Raw genomic sequence first — 16,339 nt, forward strand, 5'->3', positions numbered from 1 at the left:
TGGAATTTTATCAGGTCACCGGAGCCGGATTAAATACCGATAATTGATTGTATAGTCCCCATTTATCAGACCAGGTCTGTTTACGACCGCTTGCCACGTCAAGAATTTCATGGAAAATTCTCCAACCGACTTGTTCTATCGTTTCTTTACCTGTTGCGATGGTACCGGTATCAATATCTATTAAATCAAACCAGCGGTTTGCCAAATCCGTGCGGGTGGCTAATTTAATCACCGGTACGGCTTTTAAACCATAAGGCGTGCCGCGACCCGTTGTAAACAATTGAACCGTGATACCCGAGGCTAATTGTTGGGTACCGCATACAAAGTCACTGGCAGGCGTCGCCGCGTAGATTAGCCCTTTTTTAGTCGGGCGTTGACCAGGTGAAAGCACTTCAACAATATTGCTGGAACCTGATTTAGCGATAGAACCTAACGCTTTTTCCACTACGTTTGCCAACCCGCCTTTTTTATTTCCGGGAGATGGGTTTGCGCTACGATCCGTTTGGCCCATATCAAGATAATCATCATACCATTTCATTTCTTCTAATAGACGTTTACCTACTTCAACGGTTTCTGCTCGCGGTGTTAGAAGATGAATGGCATCGCGCACTTCCGTTACTTCGGAGAACATAAAGGTTGCGCCCGCACGAACGAGTAAGTCTGCGGCAAAACCGACTGCCGGATTAGCCGTTACGCCTGAGAATGCATCAGAACCGCCGCATTGACCTCCGACCACCAAATCAGATACCGGGCAGGTTTCACGTTTACGCCGGTTGAGTTTTTCTAAATGTTGTTTAGCCGTTTCTAAAATTTCTTTAATCATGGCTTCAAAACCGACATGCCGTTCATCTTGTAAGCTCATAATGGTGGCATCTTTTAATTCGATTGGATAAGTATCGACAGTCCCTTCGAGTAAACGTTGCGGCTGTAATTTTTCACATCCTAAACCGATTACCATTATTTCCCCGCCAAAATTAGGGTTCAAGGCGATATTATGAATGGTTCGAATAGGCACGATTGCCGCAGGCGCATTAATTGCTACTCCGCAACCATATAAGTGGTTTAAGCCTACAACGCCGTCCACATTGGGATATTGAGGCAATAATTCTTTTTCGATGATGTTTACGACATAATCGACAACACCCGCAACGCAATGGACGCTGGTAGTGATGCCTAGCATATTTTTAGTACCCACGCTGCCGTCTTTATTGCGATAACCTTCAAAGGTATATCCTTCTAATGGTTCTAATTTCGGTGCTTTACGCGTCGCTAGCGGCAATGTTTCTAGCGGCGGGGCTTTAGGTAAAGTAACGAGGGATTCGTCAATCCATGAACCTTGTTTAATATCTTTTACTGCGTAACCGATAATTTCTCCATAGCGAATAATTTCGGAATCTTTTGGTATGTCTACAAGAGCGACTTTATGCCCTTGAGGTATATGCTCAATTAATGTTACACCGTCTTCAAATTGAGAACCTGCAGGCAAACCATTACTATTTACAACGATAGCAACATTGTCTGTAGGATTGACTTTAATATATAACGCTTTTTGCTGCGTATTCATATAATTTTCTCCCACAATTAAAATATAAAGCTAATTTTTCATTTCCATTTTTGCTAAAAAATAATAATAAAGCATTGTGCATAAGCCTAATAATATTTTATATACAAATGATAATATTGGATAAATTACAAATATTTATGATAAATAGGTGGACTTTATAGTTGAGTATATAGTTGCTATCAGTCAATAAATAGCAACTATATAAATAAGAAGGTGAATTTATAACTCAAACAATCCCGGTAAAAATAACGACAATTGCGGGATATAGGTGACCATCAATAAGGTGATGACCAACACGGCAAAGAAAGGCAACATAGGTTTGATTAAATCTTGTAGTTTTACACCGGAAACGGAGCAGCCGACAAATAATGCGCTACCGACAGGCGGGGTACATAAACCGATACAGAGATTGAAAATCATCATAATGCCGAAATGGACGGGGTCCATCCCCAATTCTTTGACAATAGGTAAAAAGATAGGGGTAAAGATTAAGACGGCGGGAGTCATATCCATAAAGATACCGATAACTAATAATAACATATTGATGATTAATAAAATCACAATCAGATTATCGGATACGCTGATTAATAACTCGTTAACCATATAAGGAATATCGGCGTTAGTCATCGCCCAGGACATGGCGACGGAGACACCGATGAGGAACAGCACGATAGAGGTGGTGACAATGGCGTCCAAAATGATTTTCGGCAATTGAGTTAACTTAATTTCACGATAAATAATGACGGAAAGTATAAAGGTATAGACTACGGCAATGGCGGAGGCTTCGGTAGCGGTAAAGACGCCGCCTAAAATCCCGCCCATGACGACCACCACCATTAATAGGCTTGGAACGGCATCTAAGGAATATTTAACCACTTCGGCAAAGGTCGGTTTATCCGATACCGGATAACGGCGTTTTCTTGCAATGATATAATTCATCGCCATAATCCCGAAGCCCATTAAAATACCGGGCACATAACCGGCCATAAAGAGGGTGGCAACGGAAATGCCGCCGGCGGTTAATGCATAGACAATCATGACATTGGAGGGCGGAATCAATAATCCGGAGATACAGGAAGAGACATTAATGGCGGCGGAATAAGCCGGGTCGTAGCCGGCTTTAGCCTGTAACGGCGCCATAGTACCGCCTACGGCGGCGGCAGCGGCTACGGCCGACCCGGAAATCGAGCCGAACATCATATTCGCCATCACATTGGTATGTCCCAGGGAGCCGGGAATACGGCCGACTAAAATTTGAGAGAAGTTAATTAACCGGGTGGCAATCCCGCCGCTATTCATCAGTGAGCCGGCGAGAATAAAAAACGGAATGGCAAGCAAGGAAAAACTGTCTAATCCGGTGGCGATTTTTTGTCCGGAGACAATTAAGGTGGTCTCAAAAGGTAACATGAATGCGGCGGCGGCCAAGGTAGCAATCCCGATAGAAAAAGAAATCGGCACGCCCACAAACACCAATACAAAGAAAGAGAAAAACATCACGGCGGGAACAAACCATTCCCAAGATAATAACGCATCCATCAGTCATACTCCTTTAAGGAATGAAGATTATCAATGAAGAACAAGATGCTGTAAAACAGCATCAACAAGCCGCTTAAAGGCAGGGCGAGATAAATATAGGCCATGGGAATCTGCATGGAAGGAGAAAGCTGGCCGGAGGCATAGACGTTAGAAACTAAGGTGAGTCCGCCGAAAATCATCACACCGAGAGAAAAGCCCATAATACAGAAGTTAATAAAGAGGTTACTGAAGGCTTTGTTGCGCGGGGTTAAATTATGGGTAAATAAATCAATAGAAAGGTGTTTTTGTAGCCCGACGGTATAAGCGGCGCCTAACAAGCCGACCCAAATCATACTGAAGCGGGCGATTTCATCGGTAATGGTGCTGGGTATTTGCAGGACGTAACGACTGAACACCTGCCAGGTTACGCAGATAACTAACAGGACCATCACAATAATGGAAAAGGTTGAAATAAAGACATCAACGGGTTTTTTGAGTTTCTCTAATCGCATAGCGTAGCTCCAAAATCTAGGAATGGGGAGTCGGCATAAAAAATAGTCCAAATCATCCACACTTTTAGCGTATCAAATTTTTTGTAAAATCAATTTAAGACAAAAATCCCCTTATTATGGATAAGGGGAATATTTATCTATTTAGCTTCCGCTTCAATATCTGCAATGATTTGTGAAAATACAGGATTTTGTTTAAAGTCATTGTAAAGTGGGATTAAGGCATCGCGGAACGGCTGTTTATCGACTTGAATGAAGGTGGTGCCGATTTTCTCCGCTTCCCGGCGGGAGTGAATGGTTTCCTCATCCCATAATTTTTGTTGATAAATTTCAGACTCTTTTGCCGCATCTAACAGAATTTTTTGCTGATTTTCATCTAATTTATTCCAAACCTTGTTAGCGATGACGAGATAATCAGGCATGCTAGTGTGTTGATCTTCAGTAAAATATTTTGCCACTTCCACATGGCGGGTAGAAGTATAAGAAGGAATATTGTTTTCCGCACCGTCAATCACGCCTTGCTGAAGTGCGGTATAAACTTCACCTAGCGGAACGGGAACAGGCGAACCGCCTAGTAATTCAATAATGCGATTGGTGGTCGGGGTAGAAATAACGCGGATTTTCATACCTTTTAAATCTGCGGGTGAATAAATCGGTTTTTTCGTATAGAAATTACGGGAACCGCCTACATAGGAAGAAAGTACCGTAAATCCGCTGTTTTTGGTTTTATCCGTAATGCTTTTACCTGCTGAACCGTATAAAACCTTCTTAAAATGTTCATCGTTATTAAATAAATACGGGCAAGTAAAAACGGCCATTTCTTTCACAAAAGGTTCTAATTCGCTGGAATTTGCTTTAGTCATATCCAAGGCATCGTTTTGCAGTAATTCAATGGTTTCTCTGGCATCCCCCATTTGTCTGTTGGGGTAAATGCGGAGAATCAATTCACCGTTGGATTTTTCTTTCACTTCTTTTGCCATATAATCCAGCGCTTTATGAATAACGTGCGATTGTTCCAGATTGTGGGCAAGTTTCAATGTGACTTTAGCTGCTATTGCATTTGTTGAAACCGCACACAAAGGAAGGACAATAGAGAGGCTAGAGAGAATAAATGTTTTTAATTTCATTGTGAGATCTCCATGTGAGGATTGGACGGGCTAATCTAATTATTGCTATCAGTTATACTGAATGACCGGATTCTATCACTATGAATTTAATTTTCCTGGGTGTTGTTTTAAAATTGTGATCAAGTTAACAAAATAAATAAAACATTATTTTAATTTTATATTATTGGTATTTATCGAAAGGTAAATATTTATTTGCTTTTTTTTATCTAATCGTTACAATACAACTTCCTTGTCGTAGCTGAATTAGAGATCGGCAAACGATGTACTATTAACTTACTTTTTAGGAGTAATAAAATGTCTCTAAGCGTAGAAAAAAAAGCTGCAATCGTAGCTGAATTCGGTCGTGATGCAAAAGATACTGGTTCATCAGAAGTTCAAATCGCATTATTGACAGCACAAATCAACCACTTACAAGCTCACTTTGCAGAGCACAAAAAAGACCATCACGGTCGTCGTGGTTTATTACGTATGGTTTCTCGTCGTCGTAAATTATTGGACTACTTAAAACGTACAGATTTAGCCAAATATTCTGAAACAATCGCTCGTTTAGGTTTACGTCGCTAATTTTTTAAAATTATTTTTGAAGCCCTCGTTATTGAGGGTTTTTTTATAGTTTTTAACCGCGAATCCGGGGTTTTAAATGTTTTAAAATTAATCAATTAAATGATTTTTTTGCTTTTTCCTTTAATCATGCTTGACAGTGTATAGCGAAACCAGTATTATTCACCACGCTTAAATCACGGAGGAATGGTCGAGTGGTTGAAGGCACCGGTCTTGAAAACCGGCGAGGGTTTGCGCCCTCCCTGAGTTCGAATCTCAGTTCCTCCGCCATCCAATTCAGAAAAGCCGTTATTCGAAAGAATAACGGCTTTTTGCTTTTTGACTGCAGGTAATTAGTTATTTTCTTGATTAAGATTGGGATCTGTTTATAAAAGATAAACAGACCCTAAAATACGGCGTTAATTTTCTTTGAAAGATAAATATTCCTCTAATACTTCAATTGCTTCCAAACAGCGTTTTCGCCGCGGCAAAGTGATGTCGATTTGGTGCTGATAGCCCGCTTTCTGTTGTTCGTTATGTGCGGTGTCCCGTTTGTCTTCCAATTCATTAATCTTTTCGTTTAAGGCTTGTAATGCCTCATAATAACGAACTAACCGTTCTCTCGGCGGGAGCTGATTTAGTTCATGTTTAATCTTTTCCCGTTGCGAGGGGATTTTGGGCGTCGGTGCCGTTTTTCTACCGTTATTTTGATTAATTGCATCGGAAAGTGCGGTACATTGCGCGAGAAGTTTTTCGCTGAAAAATTGAATTTGCGGAATTTCGGTTTCCTTTAATCCTGCAATTTGCGCCAGAGTATGTTGAATTTGATCAAAATAAAATTGCCCGGATTCGAAATCTTCACTGAATAAAGTGCGGTCGAATTTTGCGTAGATTTTTTTATCGGAAAAAGCGGCAAATTGCAGCGTAAGTTGTTGAACTTTAGCTTGTAACTGCTCAATAAGTGCGGTCAAATTCTTCATAATTTCAGCCTAAAAAGAAATCTCCCCTAATTTTATTAGGGGAGATTTTATAGATTAAAGAGTCATTGCGGCAAACCAACCAAATACTAATAGCGGGATATTAAAGTGAAGGAAAGTCGGTACTACGGAATCCCAAATATGATCATGTCGTCCGTCCATATTTAAACCGGAAGTCGGCCCCAGTGTAGAATCCGATGCAGGCGAACCGGCGTCGCCTAATGCGGCGGCAACCCCGACGATGGCAACGGTGGCAAGCGGCGAGAAGCCTAAAGTAAGGCAAAGCGGTACATAAATAGAAGTAATAATAGGTACGGTAGAAAATGATGAACCGATCCCCATGGTGATAAATAAACCGATAACCAACATTAAGAAAGCTGCAATACCTTTGTTATCTGCGCCGACAGATTGACTGAAACTATTAACAAGTTCGGTAACACCGCCCGTTGAATTAATTACATTAGCAAAACCGGAAGCGGCGATCATCACAAAACCAATCATTGCCATCAGGCGCAGGCCTTGCTGGAATATATCGTTGCTTTCTTTTAATTTGAAAATACCGCAGACTGCAAAAATAATCAGCCCGGCTAAACCGCCGATAATAGTTGAGCTGGTGAAAAGCTGTAAACCGAATGTGACTAAAACGGCAACTATGCTTGCCATTACATGGAACGGCTTAATATTGGCAATGTGTTGTTCAATTTCGGCGGTAGTCGGTTCGGCGATTTTGACGATATATTCTCTCGGTTTGCGGTAACTGATGAAAATAGCCGTGCATAAGCCCAAAATCATTCCTAAAACCGGAATAGACATTGCCATAGAAACTTGAGCGACGGAGGTTTGTAATCCTAAAGCGGCGCCCACTTCATTAATATTTTTTACTAAAATACTTTCAATAAAGATTTTACCGAAACCCACCGGTAATAGCATATAAGTTGCGGTTAAACCGAAGGTTAACACGCAGGCTACGGCGCGGCGATCTAATTTTAATTTATTGAAAATGCTTAATAACGGCGGCACAACGATAGGAATAAAGGCGATATGAACCGGTAATAAGTTTTGTGACGAAATAGAGAAAGCAACCAGCACGGCAAGAATAAAATATTTAAAACCGGCTATGGAACTGCCGGTAGGACGATTACCGAGGCGTTTGATGACTTTATAAGCCAGCAAATCCGTAATGCCGGATTTTGAAATCGCCACGGCAAAAGCGCCTAAGATGGCGTAATTCATTGCAACTTCCGCCCCACCGCCTAAACCGCCGGTAAAAGTTTCAATGGTTTTAGTGATGCCTAAACCGCCTACCAATCCCGCCGTGAGTGCGGAAATAACTAAGGCGATGACGACATTGATTCTTAGCAGGCTCAATATGAGCAAAACCAGAATAGAAATGACCACTTCGTTGGTTAGCATAATGTTTCCTTAGATTTAAGATAAAAAATTTATTATTTTTACCGCACTTTATACAAAATGATAAAAGCAAAGTGCGGTCGGTTTTCGCTAGTTTTCAGCAATGTGGGGGAAACCGCCTAATGCTTTAAGGTGATTGACCATATAGCAAAACAATTCCGCCGTCCGTTCCGTATCGTATAAAGCGGAATGGGCTTGTTTTCCGTCAAAGGCAATGTGTGCCGCCTGACAGGCTTTTACCAGCACCGTTTGCCCGAACATTAACCCGCTTAAACTGGCGGTATCGAAACTGCTGAAAGGGTGAAACGGGTTACGTTTGATTTTAGTGCGATCAGCCGCCGCCATTACAAAGCTCTGATCAAATGTTGCATTATGCGCCACGATAATCGAGCGTTGGCAACCGGCATTTTTTTGCCCTTTTCGTACCATTTGAAATAAGCCGGTGATAGCTTCCGATTCGGGAACCGCACCGCGTAACGGATTATCGATATCAATACCGTTAAATTTAATGGATTCGGGATTAATATTGGCGCCTTCAAAGGGTTTAATATGAAAATGGCATTTCTGATCCGGTACTAAAAGCCCGTTTTCATCCATTTTTAGCGTAATCGCCGCGAGCTCAAGTAATGCGTCGGTTTTGGCATTAAAGCCGGCGGTTTCAACGTCGATAATAACGGGATAATAACCGCGGAAACGGTTTTTTAACAGATTATAATCAATTTTTTCCGTTGTCTCCGTTTCGTTTTGTGTTTCAGTTACCATATTAACCTTTTAAAAAACTCAGCAAGCATTAACCTGCTGAGCGCATAAGTAAAAATTAGTTGCCTAATGCCGCTTTTGCATTTTTATTTTCGATAAATTCGATTTTATAACCGTCCGGATCTTCCACAAAAGCAATCACGGTGGAACCGCCTTTAACCGGACCGGGTTCTCGGGTGACTTTGCCGCCGTGCGCTTTTACCGCTTCACAAGTGGCGTGAATGTCATCCACGCCAATGGCGATATGGCCAAATGCCGAGCCAAGTTCGTATTCAGTGACGCCCCAGTTATAAGTCAGCTCGATAACCGCCGTTTTATCTTCGTCGTCATAACCTAAAAAGGCCAATGAATATTTGTATTCGGGATTTTCGCTGGTACGTAATAAACGCATACCCAAAACATCCTGATAGAATTTGACGGAACGATCCAAATCGCCTACGCGTAACATGGTGTGTAGAATTCTCATCATATTATTAAACTCCTTGATAAAATTAAGCGTTGGTATTATGCCATAAGCAAAAGGATAAATCCGCTAACTATTTTGCCGTCATCCATTTGTCATAAATTTTTTGATATTCGCCGTTTTGGCGGATTTTAATTAAGGCTTGGTTAAATTCATCAATTAATTCCTGGTTCGCTTTATTGGCGGCGATACCTAAGCCGTTACCGAAATAGGTTTTGTTATCAATTTTCTCGCCCGCAAAAGCTAATTCCGGTGTTTTTTTAATCATATCCACTAAAACGGGAATATCGCCGAAAATCGCATCAATACGACCGTTTTGAATATCTAAAAGTGCATCCTGGAAGGAAGCGTAAGCTTTTACTTCATATTCCGGTTTTTCTTTGATGATATAGTTTTGATATGTGGTGCCGTTTTGCACGCCGATAGTTTTCACTTTAGTAAAGTCCGTACCTTTTTTCGCAATAAATGCGGCGGAACTTGAAAAGTAAGGTTCTGTGAATAACACTTGTTTTTTACGCGCTTCGGTAATGCCCATGCCCGAAATAGACGCGTCAAAACGTTTTTGTTTTAACCCTTGAATTAAGGCGTCGAATGCTTGGCTTTTGAATGTGCAGTTTGCCTGCATTTCTTTGCACAGTGCATTGGCGATATCGACGTCGAAGCCGATAATTTCGCCTTTTTCATTAGTAAATTCAAAAGGCGGATAAGTCGGTTCCATGGCAAAGCTGATATCTTTTGCCGATACGGCAAAGGCTGTGGTGATAAGTAAAGTTGAAAGTAATAATTTTTTCATTGGGTTTCCTTAAAATTATGAAAAAAATGACCGCACTTTTATCGGTCGGTGAAAATTATTTAATGCTTTGTAGCCGCTATCGGCACGAAGTGAAAAATAATCTACAGTTTATTTAATGGCAATCATCGATCCGAAGTTAAAGCACTGGAACCACAGTTCCACATGAGAAAATCCGACATTTTTTAACCGCACTTTGTGGGTGTTAATGCTGTCGATACGCATGACGTTTTCTAACGCGGCGCGTTTCTGGCTCACTTCCAGTTCGCTGTAACCGTTGGCGCGTTTAAAGGTATGGTGTAAATCGATCAGCAGGTTATTTATGGTTTCGTCTTCAAAGCGGAATTTCTCCGATAAAACCAGCAATCCGCCCTGATTTAATCCGCGATAAATTTTTTCCAGAAGGGCCCGGCGATCTTCCGGCGGCAGAAACTGCAGGGTGAAATTTAAGATGACCATTGAGGCGTTTTCAATGGCGATATTGCGGATGTCGTCGCATAAAATTTCTACCGGAATTTCACTGTGATAAGCATGAATATGCTGACGGGCGCGTTCCGCCATCGGCTGAGAATTATCTACGCCGATAATTTTGACATTCGCTTGTTTGATATTGCGGCGGGCGGAAAGGGTAGCTGCACCGCGCGAGCAGCCCAAATCATATACATTGCTGTCTGCGGTGACAAAACGCTCGGCAAGCATACCGATGGCGGTGATGATATTGGAATATCCCGGCACGGAACGTTGGATCATATCGGGAAATACTTCCGCCACATTTTCATCAAAAGTAAAATCGCCCAATTTTTCAATCGGGGTGGAAAAAATCGTGTCTTTGCTCATAATTCCTGCTATTTGGGTTAAAAAGTGCGGTTATTTTAGAAGAAGTTTTGATTTTTTTCAGCTATAATTTGCCAGTTATTTTTTCAGAATAAATTTTAAAGGAAAACAGATATGATGCGTTCTCATTATTGCGGTGGGTTAAACCGTGAAAATATTGGTCAGGAAGTGACATTAAGCGGTTGGGTTCACCGTCGTCGCGATTTAGGCGGTTTGATTTTTATCGATATGCGTGACCGGGAAGGTATCGTGCAGGTTTGTTTTGACCCGAAATATCAGCAGGCATTAACCCGGGCGGCAAGTTTACGTAATGAGTTTTGTATTCAAATTAAAGGTGAAGTCATTGCCCGTCCGGATAATCAAATCAATAAAAATATGGCGACCGGCGAAGTGGAAGTGCTGGCGAAAGAATTATCCGTTTACAATGCCGCCGACGTGTTGCCGCTGGACTTTAACCAGAATAATACCGAAGAACAGCGTTTAAAATACCGTTATTTGGATTTACGTCGTCCGGAAATGGCGCAGCGTTTGAAAACCCGCGCCAAGATCACCAGTTTTGTACGTCGTTTTATGGATGACAACGGTTTCTTAGATATCGAAACCCCAATGCTGACCAAAGCCACTCCGGAAGGCGCCCGCGACTATTTGGTGCCGAGCCGCGTGCATAAAGGCAAATTCTACGCTTTGCCGCAATCGCCGCAGTTATTCAAACAGCTGTTAATGATGTCCGGTTTTGATCGTTACTATCAAATCGTCAAATGTTTCCGAGATGAAGACTTACGTGCCGACCGCCAACCGGAATTTACCCAAATCGATGTGGAAACCAGTTTCTTAACCGCGCCGGAAGTGCGTGAAATTATGGAAAAAATGATTCACGGTTTGTGGTTAAACACCATTAATGTGGATTTAGGCAAATTCCCGGTGATGACCTGGACTGAAGCTATGCAACGTTTCGGTTCGGACAAACCGGATTTGCGCAATCCGTTGGAAATCACGGATGTCGCGGATATCGTGAAAGATGTGGATTTCAAAGTATTCAGTGGCCCGGCAAATGATCCGAACGGTCGCGTAGCGGTAATCCGCGTGCCGAACGGCGCAAGCGTTACCCGTAAACAAATTGACGAATATACTCAATTTGTGGGCATTTACGGCGCAAAAGGTTTGGCGTGGTTAAAAGTGAACGATGTGAATGCTGGTCTTGAAGGCGTACAAAGTCCGATTGCAAAATTCTTAACGGAAGAAAAAATTAAGGCGATTTTCGACCGCACTTCCGCCCAAACGGGTGACATTTTATTCTTCGGTGCGGATAAATGGCAGACCGCTACGGATGCACTGGGCGCGCTACGTTTGAAACTAGGACGCGATTTAGCTTTAACCCAATTAGACCAATGGGCGCCGTTATGGGTCATCGACTTCCCGATGTTTGAACGTGACGAAGAAGGCAATCTTGCCGCTATGCACCATCCGTTCACCTCACCGAAAGATTTCAGTCCGGAACAGTTGGAAGCGGATCCGACAGGCGCGGTGGCAAACGCTTACGATATGGTGATTAACGGCTACGAAGTAGGCGGCGGTTCCGTACGTATCTTCGATCCGAAAATGCAGCAAACCGTGTTCCGCATTTTAGGTATTGACGAACAACAACAACGGGAAAAATTCGGCTTCCTATTAGACGCTTTAAAATTCGGTACTCCGCCGCATGCAGGTCTTGCCTTCGGGTTAGACCGTTTAACCATGCTGTTAACCGGCACCGACAATATCCGCGACGTTATCGCCTTCCCGAAAACTACCGCCGCCGCCTGCTTAATGACCGAAGCCCCAAGTTTCGCCAATCCGCAAGCGTTAGAGGAGCTTTCAATCTCTGTGGTGAAAACGGATAAGGAATAATTATTGGACAATTTGTAGGGGCATGTCGCATACGCCCTATTTGTAATTTATAACCGTTATAAAATGAACTACAAAAATCCCAATAGCGTTCTCGTTGTCATTTATGCAAAAAATTCAGGCAGGGTTCTTATGCTGCAACGCCAAGACGATCCTGAATTCTGGCAATCGGTGACGGGATCCTTGGCGGAAAAAGAAATGCCGTTTTTGACCGCACTTCGCGAAGTTAAGGAAGAAACCGGGATTGATATCAAACGGGAAAATTTAACATTAGTTGATTGTCATCAATCGGTGGAATTTGAAATTTTCCCGCATTTTCGGTATAAATACGCACCGAATGTGACGCATTGCAAAGAGCACTGGTTTTTGCTCGAATTGCCTGATGAGCGTGTTCCTGTATTAACGGAACATTTAGCTTATCAATGGCTAGAACCTGCAAAAGCGGCAGAACTGACTAAATCACCCAATAATGCACAGGTGATTAGGAAATATTTAATTAATAAAAGTGCGTGAATTGCCTAGCACGGCAAAGCCGTACTAGGTTATGCATAGTTCAGCCCCTTTGGGGCTGTAAATAGATTTTCTAAGTGCGGTCAAAAATTTATGTTTTTTTACCGCACTTTAATATGTAGCAATGGGTTCCCTTCTTTGCCGCCTAAAAATGGTTTAATTTGTAGAAAAATTTGTACTGTTTGAGCGAAGCGAGTTTACAAATTTTTCGTTAAGCAAATTAAAGTATTTTTAGGAAACAAGGCAAAGCAGGGTTGCCTTTCTTTTGGTTACTTTTCTTTGGCAACGCAAAGAAAAGTAACATAATAATTAAAAAGGAAAATATCAAATGGCAGGTCATAGTAAGTGGGCTAATATTAAACACCGTAAAGCGGCGCAAGATGCGCAACGCGGTAAAATCTTTACCAAATTAATTCGCGAATTAGTTACCGCAGCAAAAATCGGCGGCGGCGATGCGGGTTCAAATCCGCGTTTACGTGCGGCGGTGGACAAAGCCCTTGCCAGCAATATGACGCGCGATACCATTAACCGTGCGATTGACCGCGGCGTGGGCGGCGGTGACGACACTAATATGGAAACCCGTATTTACGAAGGTTACGGCCCGGGAGGTACGGCGGTGATGGTGGAATGTTTAAGCGATAACGCCAACCGTACGATTTCTCAGGTTCGTCCAAGTTTCACCAAATGTGGCGGTAACCTGGGTACGGAAGGCTCGGTAGGCTATTTATTCAATAAAAAAGGCTTAATTATTATTGATGCGGGTGCGGATGAAGACGCTTTAACGGAAGCGGCCATCGAAGCGGGTGCAGACGATATTCAGCCGCAAGACGACGGTTCCTTCGAAATCTATACCGCCTGGGAAGAATTGGGCGATGTGCGTGACGGTATCGAAAAAGCGGGCTTCAAAATTGCCGAAGCGGAAGTCAGCATGATCCCGACCACAAGCGTTGATTTGGATGCGGAAACCGCACCGAAATTACTGCGTTTAATCGAGATGCTGGAAGACTGTGACGATGTACAAAACGTATATCATAACGGTGAAATTAGCGATGAAGTGGCGGCATTACTATAATACGCTTTTTTATCGGGGCGAACCAAGGTGTTCGCCCTCTTTATTTGGAGTTTTATGGCGATCATTTTAGGCATTGACCCCGGCTCTCGGGTAACCGGCTATGGCATTATCCGGCAAACGGGGCGAACGCTGGAATATTTAGGCAGCGGCGCAATACGTACGCAGGTTGAGGATTTACCTACCCGGCTTAAGCGCATTTATGCGGGAGTGACGGAAATTATTACTCAATTCCGTCCGGATATGTTTGCCATTGAAGAGGTTTTTTTAGCGAAGAATCCGAACTCCGCACTAAAACTGGGGCAGGCAAGAGGTACCGCTATTGTTGCTGCGGTAAATCAGAATTTGCCGGTTTTTGAATATGCCGCGCGCTTGGTCAAGCAAACCGTAACGGGCAGCGGTTCGGCGGATAAAGTTCAGGTGCAGGATATGGTTACCCGTATTTTGCGTTTATCGGACAAACCGCAGGCGGATGCGGCGGATGCGCTGGCAATTGCCATTACTCATGCCCATACGATTCAGCATTCTTTGCAGGTGGCTACGAGTGCCAAGTCAACGGAAAATCATGAAAAAACGACCGCACTTTTAAGAACCCGGTACAGCAGAGGGCGTTTTCGGTTAAAAATTTAACTGGTTATCTATCCAGTTTTAATTTATACTGTGGCCAATTTTATTGTTAACGTTAAGGTATGTATGATAGGTCGACTCCAGGGCATTTTACTTGAAAAACAACCGCCTGAAATTTTGTTAGATGTTCATGGTATCGGTTATGAATTATTGCTGCCGATGACAAGTTTTTATAATTTACCTGAAATCGGGCAAGAGACGGTTTTATTTACTCATCTTGTGGTGCGCGAAGACGCTCATCTTCTGTTTGGATTTTCCGCCAAAACCGACCGCACTTTATTCCGTGAACTCATCAAAACCAATGGTGTCGGGCCAAAACTGGCGCTGGCTATTTTGTCTGCGATGTCAGTAAATGAATTTGCTTATGCTATCGAGCATGAGGAATTATCCAAATTAGTGAAAATTCCGGGCGTAGGTAAAAAAACGGCGGAACGCTTGCTTGTTGAACTGAAAGGTAAGTTTAAAGGCATTAAACAGCCGGACTTCTTTGTTGAAAGTAGCCATGTCGGTGCGGTAGATCCCGTTACAACTTCTCCCGAAGTACCTGCCGAAGAGGCGGTTGCCGCCTTAATGGCGTTGGGATATAAAGCGAGCGATGCGGAAAAAATGGTAAAACGAATAGCGAAACCTCATTTAACCAGCGAACAACTTATCCGTGAAGCCTTAAAAGCCGCATTATAGAGAATTGATATGATAGAAGCAGATCGCATAATCAGTAGTAACGCACAATTAGGTGATGAATATATTGATCGGGCAATCCGTCCGAAACTTTTAACGGATTATGTGGGGCAGCCTCAGGTGCGGGAGCAAATGGGGATTTTTATCCAAGCCGCCAAATTGCGGCAAGATGCTTTGGATCATTTATTGATTTTTGGTCCGCCGGGATTGGGTAAAACCACATTAGCCAATATTGTCGCCAATGAGATGGGGGTGAATATTCGTACAACCTCGGGTCCTGTTCTGGAAAAAGCCGGCGATCTTGCTGCTATGTTGACAAACTTAGAGCCGCATGATGTGTTGTTCATTGATGAGATCCATCGTCTTTCCCCGGCAATAGAAGAAGTACTGTATCCGGCAATGGAAGACTATCAACTGGATATCATGATTGGAGAAGGGCCGGCGGCACGTTCAATTAAATTAGATTTACCTCCTTTTACGTTAATCGGTGCCACCACCCGGGCAGGCTCTTTAACTTCGCCTCTGCGCGATCGTTTCGGTATCGTTCAGCGCTTAGAGTTTTATTCCGTTGAGGATTTAACCTCTATCGTCGCCCGTAGTGCAGGTTGTTTAAATTTGGAAATGTCAGACGGCGCCTCCCATGAAATAGCCCGCCGTTCTCGAGGAACCCCTCGTATTGCTAACCGTTTGTTGCGCAGGGTTCGGGATTTTGCCGATGTAAAAAATGCGGGAATTATTTCGGAAGATATTGCAAAATCAGCACTATCAATGTTGGATATTGACCAAGCCGGTTTTGATTATTTAGATAGAAAATTACTTAGCGCTGTGATTGAACGCTTTGACGGCGGCCCGGTGGGGTTAGATAACTTAGCCGCCGCTATCGGTGAAGAGCGGGATACTATTGAAGACGTATTGGAACCTTATTTAATTCAACAAGGTTTTCTGCAACGCACGCCAAGGGGCCGTATTGCGACATCAAGAACTTATCGTCACTTCGGATTGGATAAATTAACCGAATAAGAACTATGTCTTCTTTATATTACTATAGATTAAGATATAAAAACTTAATGTAAAAAGCTTATC

The 16,339-nt window shown here is 42.8% G+C and carries 17 protein-coding genes and 1 tRNA gene; 8 read left to right on the top strand and 10 right to left on the bottom strand.

What is annotated here, in order from left to right; all coding sequences use genetic code 11:
- Positions 1-10: 10 nt before the first annotated feature.
- From garD to MS_RS03215, 4 genes are all read right to left on the bottom strand, one after another.
- Positions 11-1,564 carry a galactarate dehydratase gene (garD, locus tag MS_RS03200; RefSeq protein WP_041639595.1) on the bottom strand — a complete coding sequence of 518 codons (1,554 nt, stop codon included), beginning with the start codon at positions 1,562-1,564 and terminating at the stop codon, positions 11-13.
- Between the two features lie 219 nt (positions 1,565-1,783).
- Positions 1,784-3,100, bottom strand: coding sequence for a TRAP transporter large permease (locus MS_RS03205; protein WP_011199875.1), 1,317 nt, complete (start codon positions 3,098-3,100; stop codon positions 1,784-1,786).
- Entirely contained in the window at positions 3,100-3,591 is a 492-nt protein-coding gene (locus MS_RS03210) for a TRAP transporter small permease (protein ID WP_041639596.1), read from the bottom strand. Before MS_RS03210 ends, MS_RS03205 begins: the two co-directional genes overlap by 1 nt.
- A gap of 137 nt (positions 3,592-3,728) precedes the next feature.
- Positions 3,729-4,715 carry a TRAP transporter substrate-binding protein gene (locus MS_RS03215; RefSeq protein ID WP_011199877.1) on the bottom strand — a complete coding sequence of 329 codons (987 nt, stop codon included), beginning with the start codon at positions 4,713-4,715 and terminating at the stop codon, positions 3,729-3,731.
- A gap of 294 nt (positions 4,716-5,009) precedes the next feature.
- Here MS_RS03215 and rpsO point away from each other — a divergent pair, with 294 nt between their 5' ends.
- The gene (gene rpsO / locus MS_RS03220) at positions 5,010-5,279 is read left to right on the top strand and encodes a 30S ribosomal protein S15 (protein WP_011199878.1); all 270 of its coding nucleotides are present in this window, start codon (positions 5,010-5,012) and stop codon (positions 5,277-5,279) included.
- Between the two features lie 177 nt (positions 5,280-5,456).
- Positions 5,457-5,546, top strand: a tRNA-Ser gene (locus tag MS_RS03225).
- Positions 5,547-5,674: 128 nt separating this feature from the next.
- Here MS_RS03225 and priC read toward each other — a convergent pair.
- The 6 genes from priC to cmoA all read right to left on the bottom strand — a co-directional run bounded on the left by priC (position 5,675) and on the right by cmoA (position 10,491).
- Positions 5,675-6,235 (bottom strand): primosomal replication protein PriC, encoded by a 561-nt coding sequence (gene priC / locus MS_RS03230; RefSeq protein ID WP_011199879.1) that lies wholly within the window; start codon positions 6,233-6,235, stop codon positions 5,675-5,677.
- 54 nt (positions 6,236-6,289) lie between these two features.
- Complete coding sequence (locus tag MS_RS03235; RefSeq protein WP_011199880.1) at positions 6,290-7,645, bottom strand: Na+/H+ antiporter family protein; 1,356 nt, start codon at positions 7,643-7,645, stop codon at positions 6,290-6,292.
- 87 nt (positions 7,646-7,732) lie between these two features.
- Positions 7,733-8,404 carry a ribonuclease T gene (rnt, locus tag MS_RS03240; protein WP_011199881.1) on the bottom strand — a complete coding sequence of 224 codons (672 nt, stop codon included), beginning with the start codon at positions 8,402-8,404 and terminating at the stop codon, positions 7,733-7,735.
- Positions 8,405-8,459: 55 nt separating this feature from the next.
- On the bottom strand, positions 8,460-8,867 hold the full coding sequence (gene gloA / locus MS_RS03245; RefSeq protein ID WP_041640152.1) for a lactoylglutathione lyase: 408 nt from the start codon (positions 8,865-8,867) through the stop codon (positions 8,460-8,462).
- Positions 8,868-8,937: 70 nt separating this feature from the next.
- Positions 8,938-9,657 (bottom strand): arginine ABC transporter substrate-binding protein, encoded by a 720-nt coding sequence (locus MS_RS03250; RefSeq protein ID WP_011199883.1) that lies wholly within the window; start codon positions 9,655-9,657, stop codon positions 8,938-8,940.
- Between the two features lie 108 nt (positions 9,658-9,765).
- Entirely contained in the window at positions 9,766-10,491 is a 726-nt protein-coding gene (gene cmoA, locus MS_RS03255; RefSeq protein WP_011199885.1) for a carboxy-S-adenosyl-L-methionine synthase CmoA, read from the bottom strand.
- Between the two features lie 111 nt (positions 10,492-10,602).
- Here cmoA and aspS point away from each other — a divergent pair, with 111 nt between their 5' ends.
- From aspS to ruvB, 6 genes are all read left to right on the top strand, one after another.
- Entirely contained in the window at positions 10,603-12,375 is a 1,773-nt protein-coding gene (aspS, locus tag MS_RS03260; protein WP_011199887.1) for an aspartate--tRNA ligase, read from the top strand.
- A 63-nt stretch (positions 12,376-12,438) separates the two neighbouring features.
- On the top strand, positions 12,439-12,885 hold the full coding sequence (gene nudB, locus MS_RS03265) for a dihydroneopterin triphosphate diphosphatase (RefSeq protein WP_011199888.1): 447 nt from the start codon (positions 12,439-12,441) through the stop codon (positions 12,883-12,885).
- A 325-nt stretch (positions 12,886-13,210) separates the two neighbouring features.
- Positions 13,211-13,954 (top strand): YebC/PmpR family DNA-binding transcriptional regulator, encoded by a 744-nt coding sequence (locus MS_RS03270; RefSeq protein ID WP_011199889.1) that lies wholly within the window; start codon positions 13,211-13,213, stop codon positions 13,952-13,954.
- Between the two features lie 54 nt (positions 13,955-14,008).
- Complete coding sequence (gene ruvC, locus MS_RS03275; RefSeq protein ID WP_041639598.1) at positions 14,009-14,581, top strand: crossover junction endodeoxyribonuclease RuvC; 573 nt, start codon at positions 14,009-14,011, stop codon at positions 14,579-14,581.
- 63 nt (positions 14,582-14,644) lie between these two features.
- On the top strand, positions 14,645-15,259 hold the full coding sequence (gene ruvA / locus MS_RS03280; protein WP_011199891.1) for a Holliday junction branch migration protein RuvA: 615 nt from the start codon (positions 14,645-14,647) through the stop codon (positions 15,257-15,259).
- A 9-nt stretch (positions 15,260-15,268) separates the two neighbouring features.
- On the top strand, positions 15,269-16,276 hold the full coding sequence (ruvB, locus tag MS_RS03285) for a Holliday junction branch migration DNA helicase RuvB (RefSeq protein WP_011199892.1): 1,008 nt from the start codon (positions 15,269-15,271) through the stop codon (positions 16,274-16,276).
- The last annotated feature ends 63 nt before the right edge of the window (positions 16,277-16,339 follow it).

The organism is [Mannheimia] succiniciproducens MBEL55E, from assembly GCF_000007745.1.
Classification (GTDB): Bacteria; Pseudomonadota; Gammaproteobacteria; order Enterobacterales; family Pasteurellaceae; genus Basfia; species Basfia succiniciproducens.

What these genes read in the sequence shown, in the direction of transcription:
- garD (WP_041639595.1), bottom strand. Translation starts at nt 1,564, where the DNA reads ATGAATACGCAGCAAAAAGCGTTATATATTAAAGTCAATCCTACAGAC.
- MS_RS03205 (WP_011199875.1), bottom strand. Translation starts at nt 3,100, where the DNA reads ATGGATGCGTTATTATCTTGGGAATGGTTTGTTCCCGCCGTGATGTTT.
- MS_RS03210 (WP_041639596.1), bottom strand. Translation starts at nt 3,591, where the DNA reads ATGCGATTAGAGAAACTCAAAAAACCCGTTGATGTCTTTATTTCAACC.
- MS_RS03215 (WP_011199877.1), bottom strand. Translation starts at nt 4,715, where the DNA reads ATGAAATTAAAAACATTTATTCTCTCTAGCCTCTCTATTGTCCTTCCT.
- rpsO (WP_011199878.1), top strand. Translation starts at nt 5,010, where the DNA reads ATGTCTCTAAGCGTAGAAAAAAAAGCTGCAATCGTAGCTGAATTCGGT.
- priC (WP_011199879.1), bottom strand. Translation starts at nt 6,235, where the DNA reads ATGAAGAATTTGACCGCACTTATTGAGCAGTTACAAGCTAAAGTTCAA.
- MS_RS03235 (WP_011199880.1), bottom strand. Translation starts at nt 7,645, where the DNA reads ATGCTAACCAACGAAGTGGTCATTTCTATTCTGGTTTTGCTCATATTG.
- rnt (WP_011199881.1), bottom strand. Translation starts at nt 8,404, where the DNA reads ATGGTAACTGAAACACAAAACGAAACGGAGACAACGGAAAAAATTGAT.
- gloA (WP_041640152.1), bottom strand. Translation starts at nt 8,867, where the DNA reads ATGAGAATTCTACACACCATGTTACGCGTAGGCGATTTGGATCGTTCC.
- MS_RS03250 (WP_011199883.1), bottom strand. Translation starts at nt 9,657, where the DNA reads ATGAAAAAATTATTACTTTCAACTTTACTTATCACCACAGCCTTTGCC.
- cmoA (WP_011199885.1), bottom strand. Translation starts at nt 10,491, where the DNA reads ATGAGCAAAGACACGATTTTTTCCACCCCGATTGAAAAATTGGGCGAT.
- aspS (WP_011199887.1), top strand. Translation starts at nt 10,603, where the DNA reads ATGATGCGTTCTCATTATTGCGGTGGGTTAAACCGTGAAAATATTGGT.
- nudB (WP_011199888.1), top strand. Translation starts at nt 12,439, where the DNA reads ATGAACTACAAAAATCCCAATAGCGTTCTCGTTGTCATTTATGCAAAA.
- MS_RS03270 (WP_011199889.1), top strand. Translation starts at nt 13,211, where the DNA reads ATGGCAGGTCATAGTAAGTGGGCTAATATTAAACACCGTAAAGCGGCG.
- ruvC (WP_041639598.1), top strand. Translation starts at nt 14,009, where the DNA reads ATGGCGATCATTTTAGGCATTGACCCCGGCTCTCGGGTAACCGGCTAT.
- ruvA (WP_011199891.1), top strand. Translation starts at nt 14,645, where the DNA reads ATGATAGGTCGACTCCAGGGCATTTTACTTGAAAAACAACCGCCTGAA.
- ruvB (WP_011199892.1), top strand. Translation starts at nt 15,269, where the DNA reads ATGATAGAAGCAGATCGCATAATCAGTAGTAACGCACAATTAGGTGAT.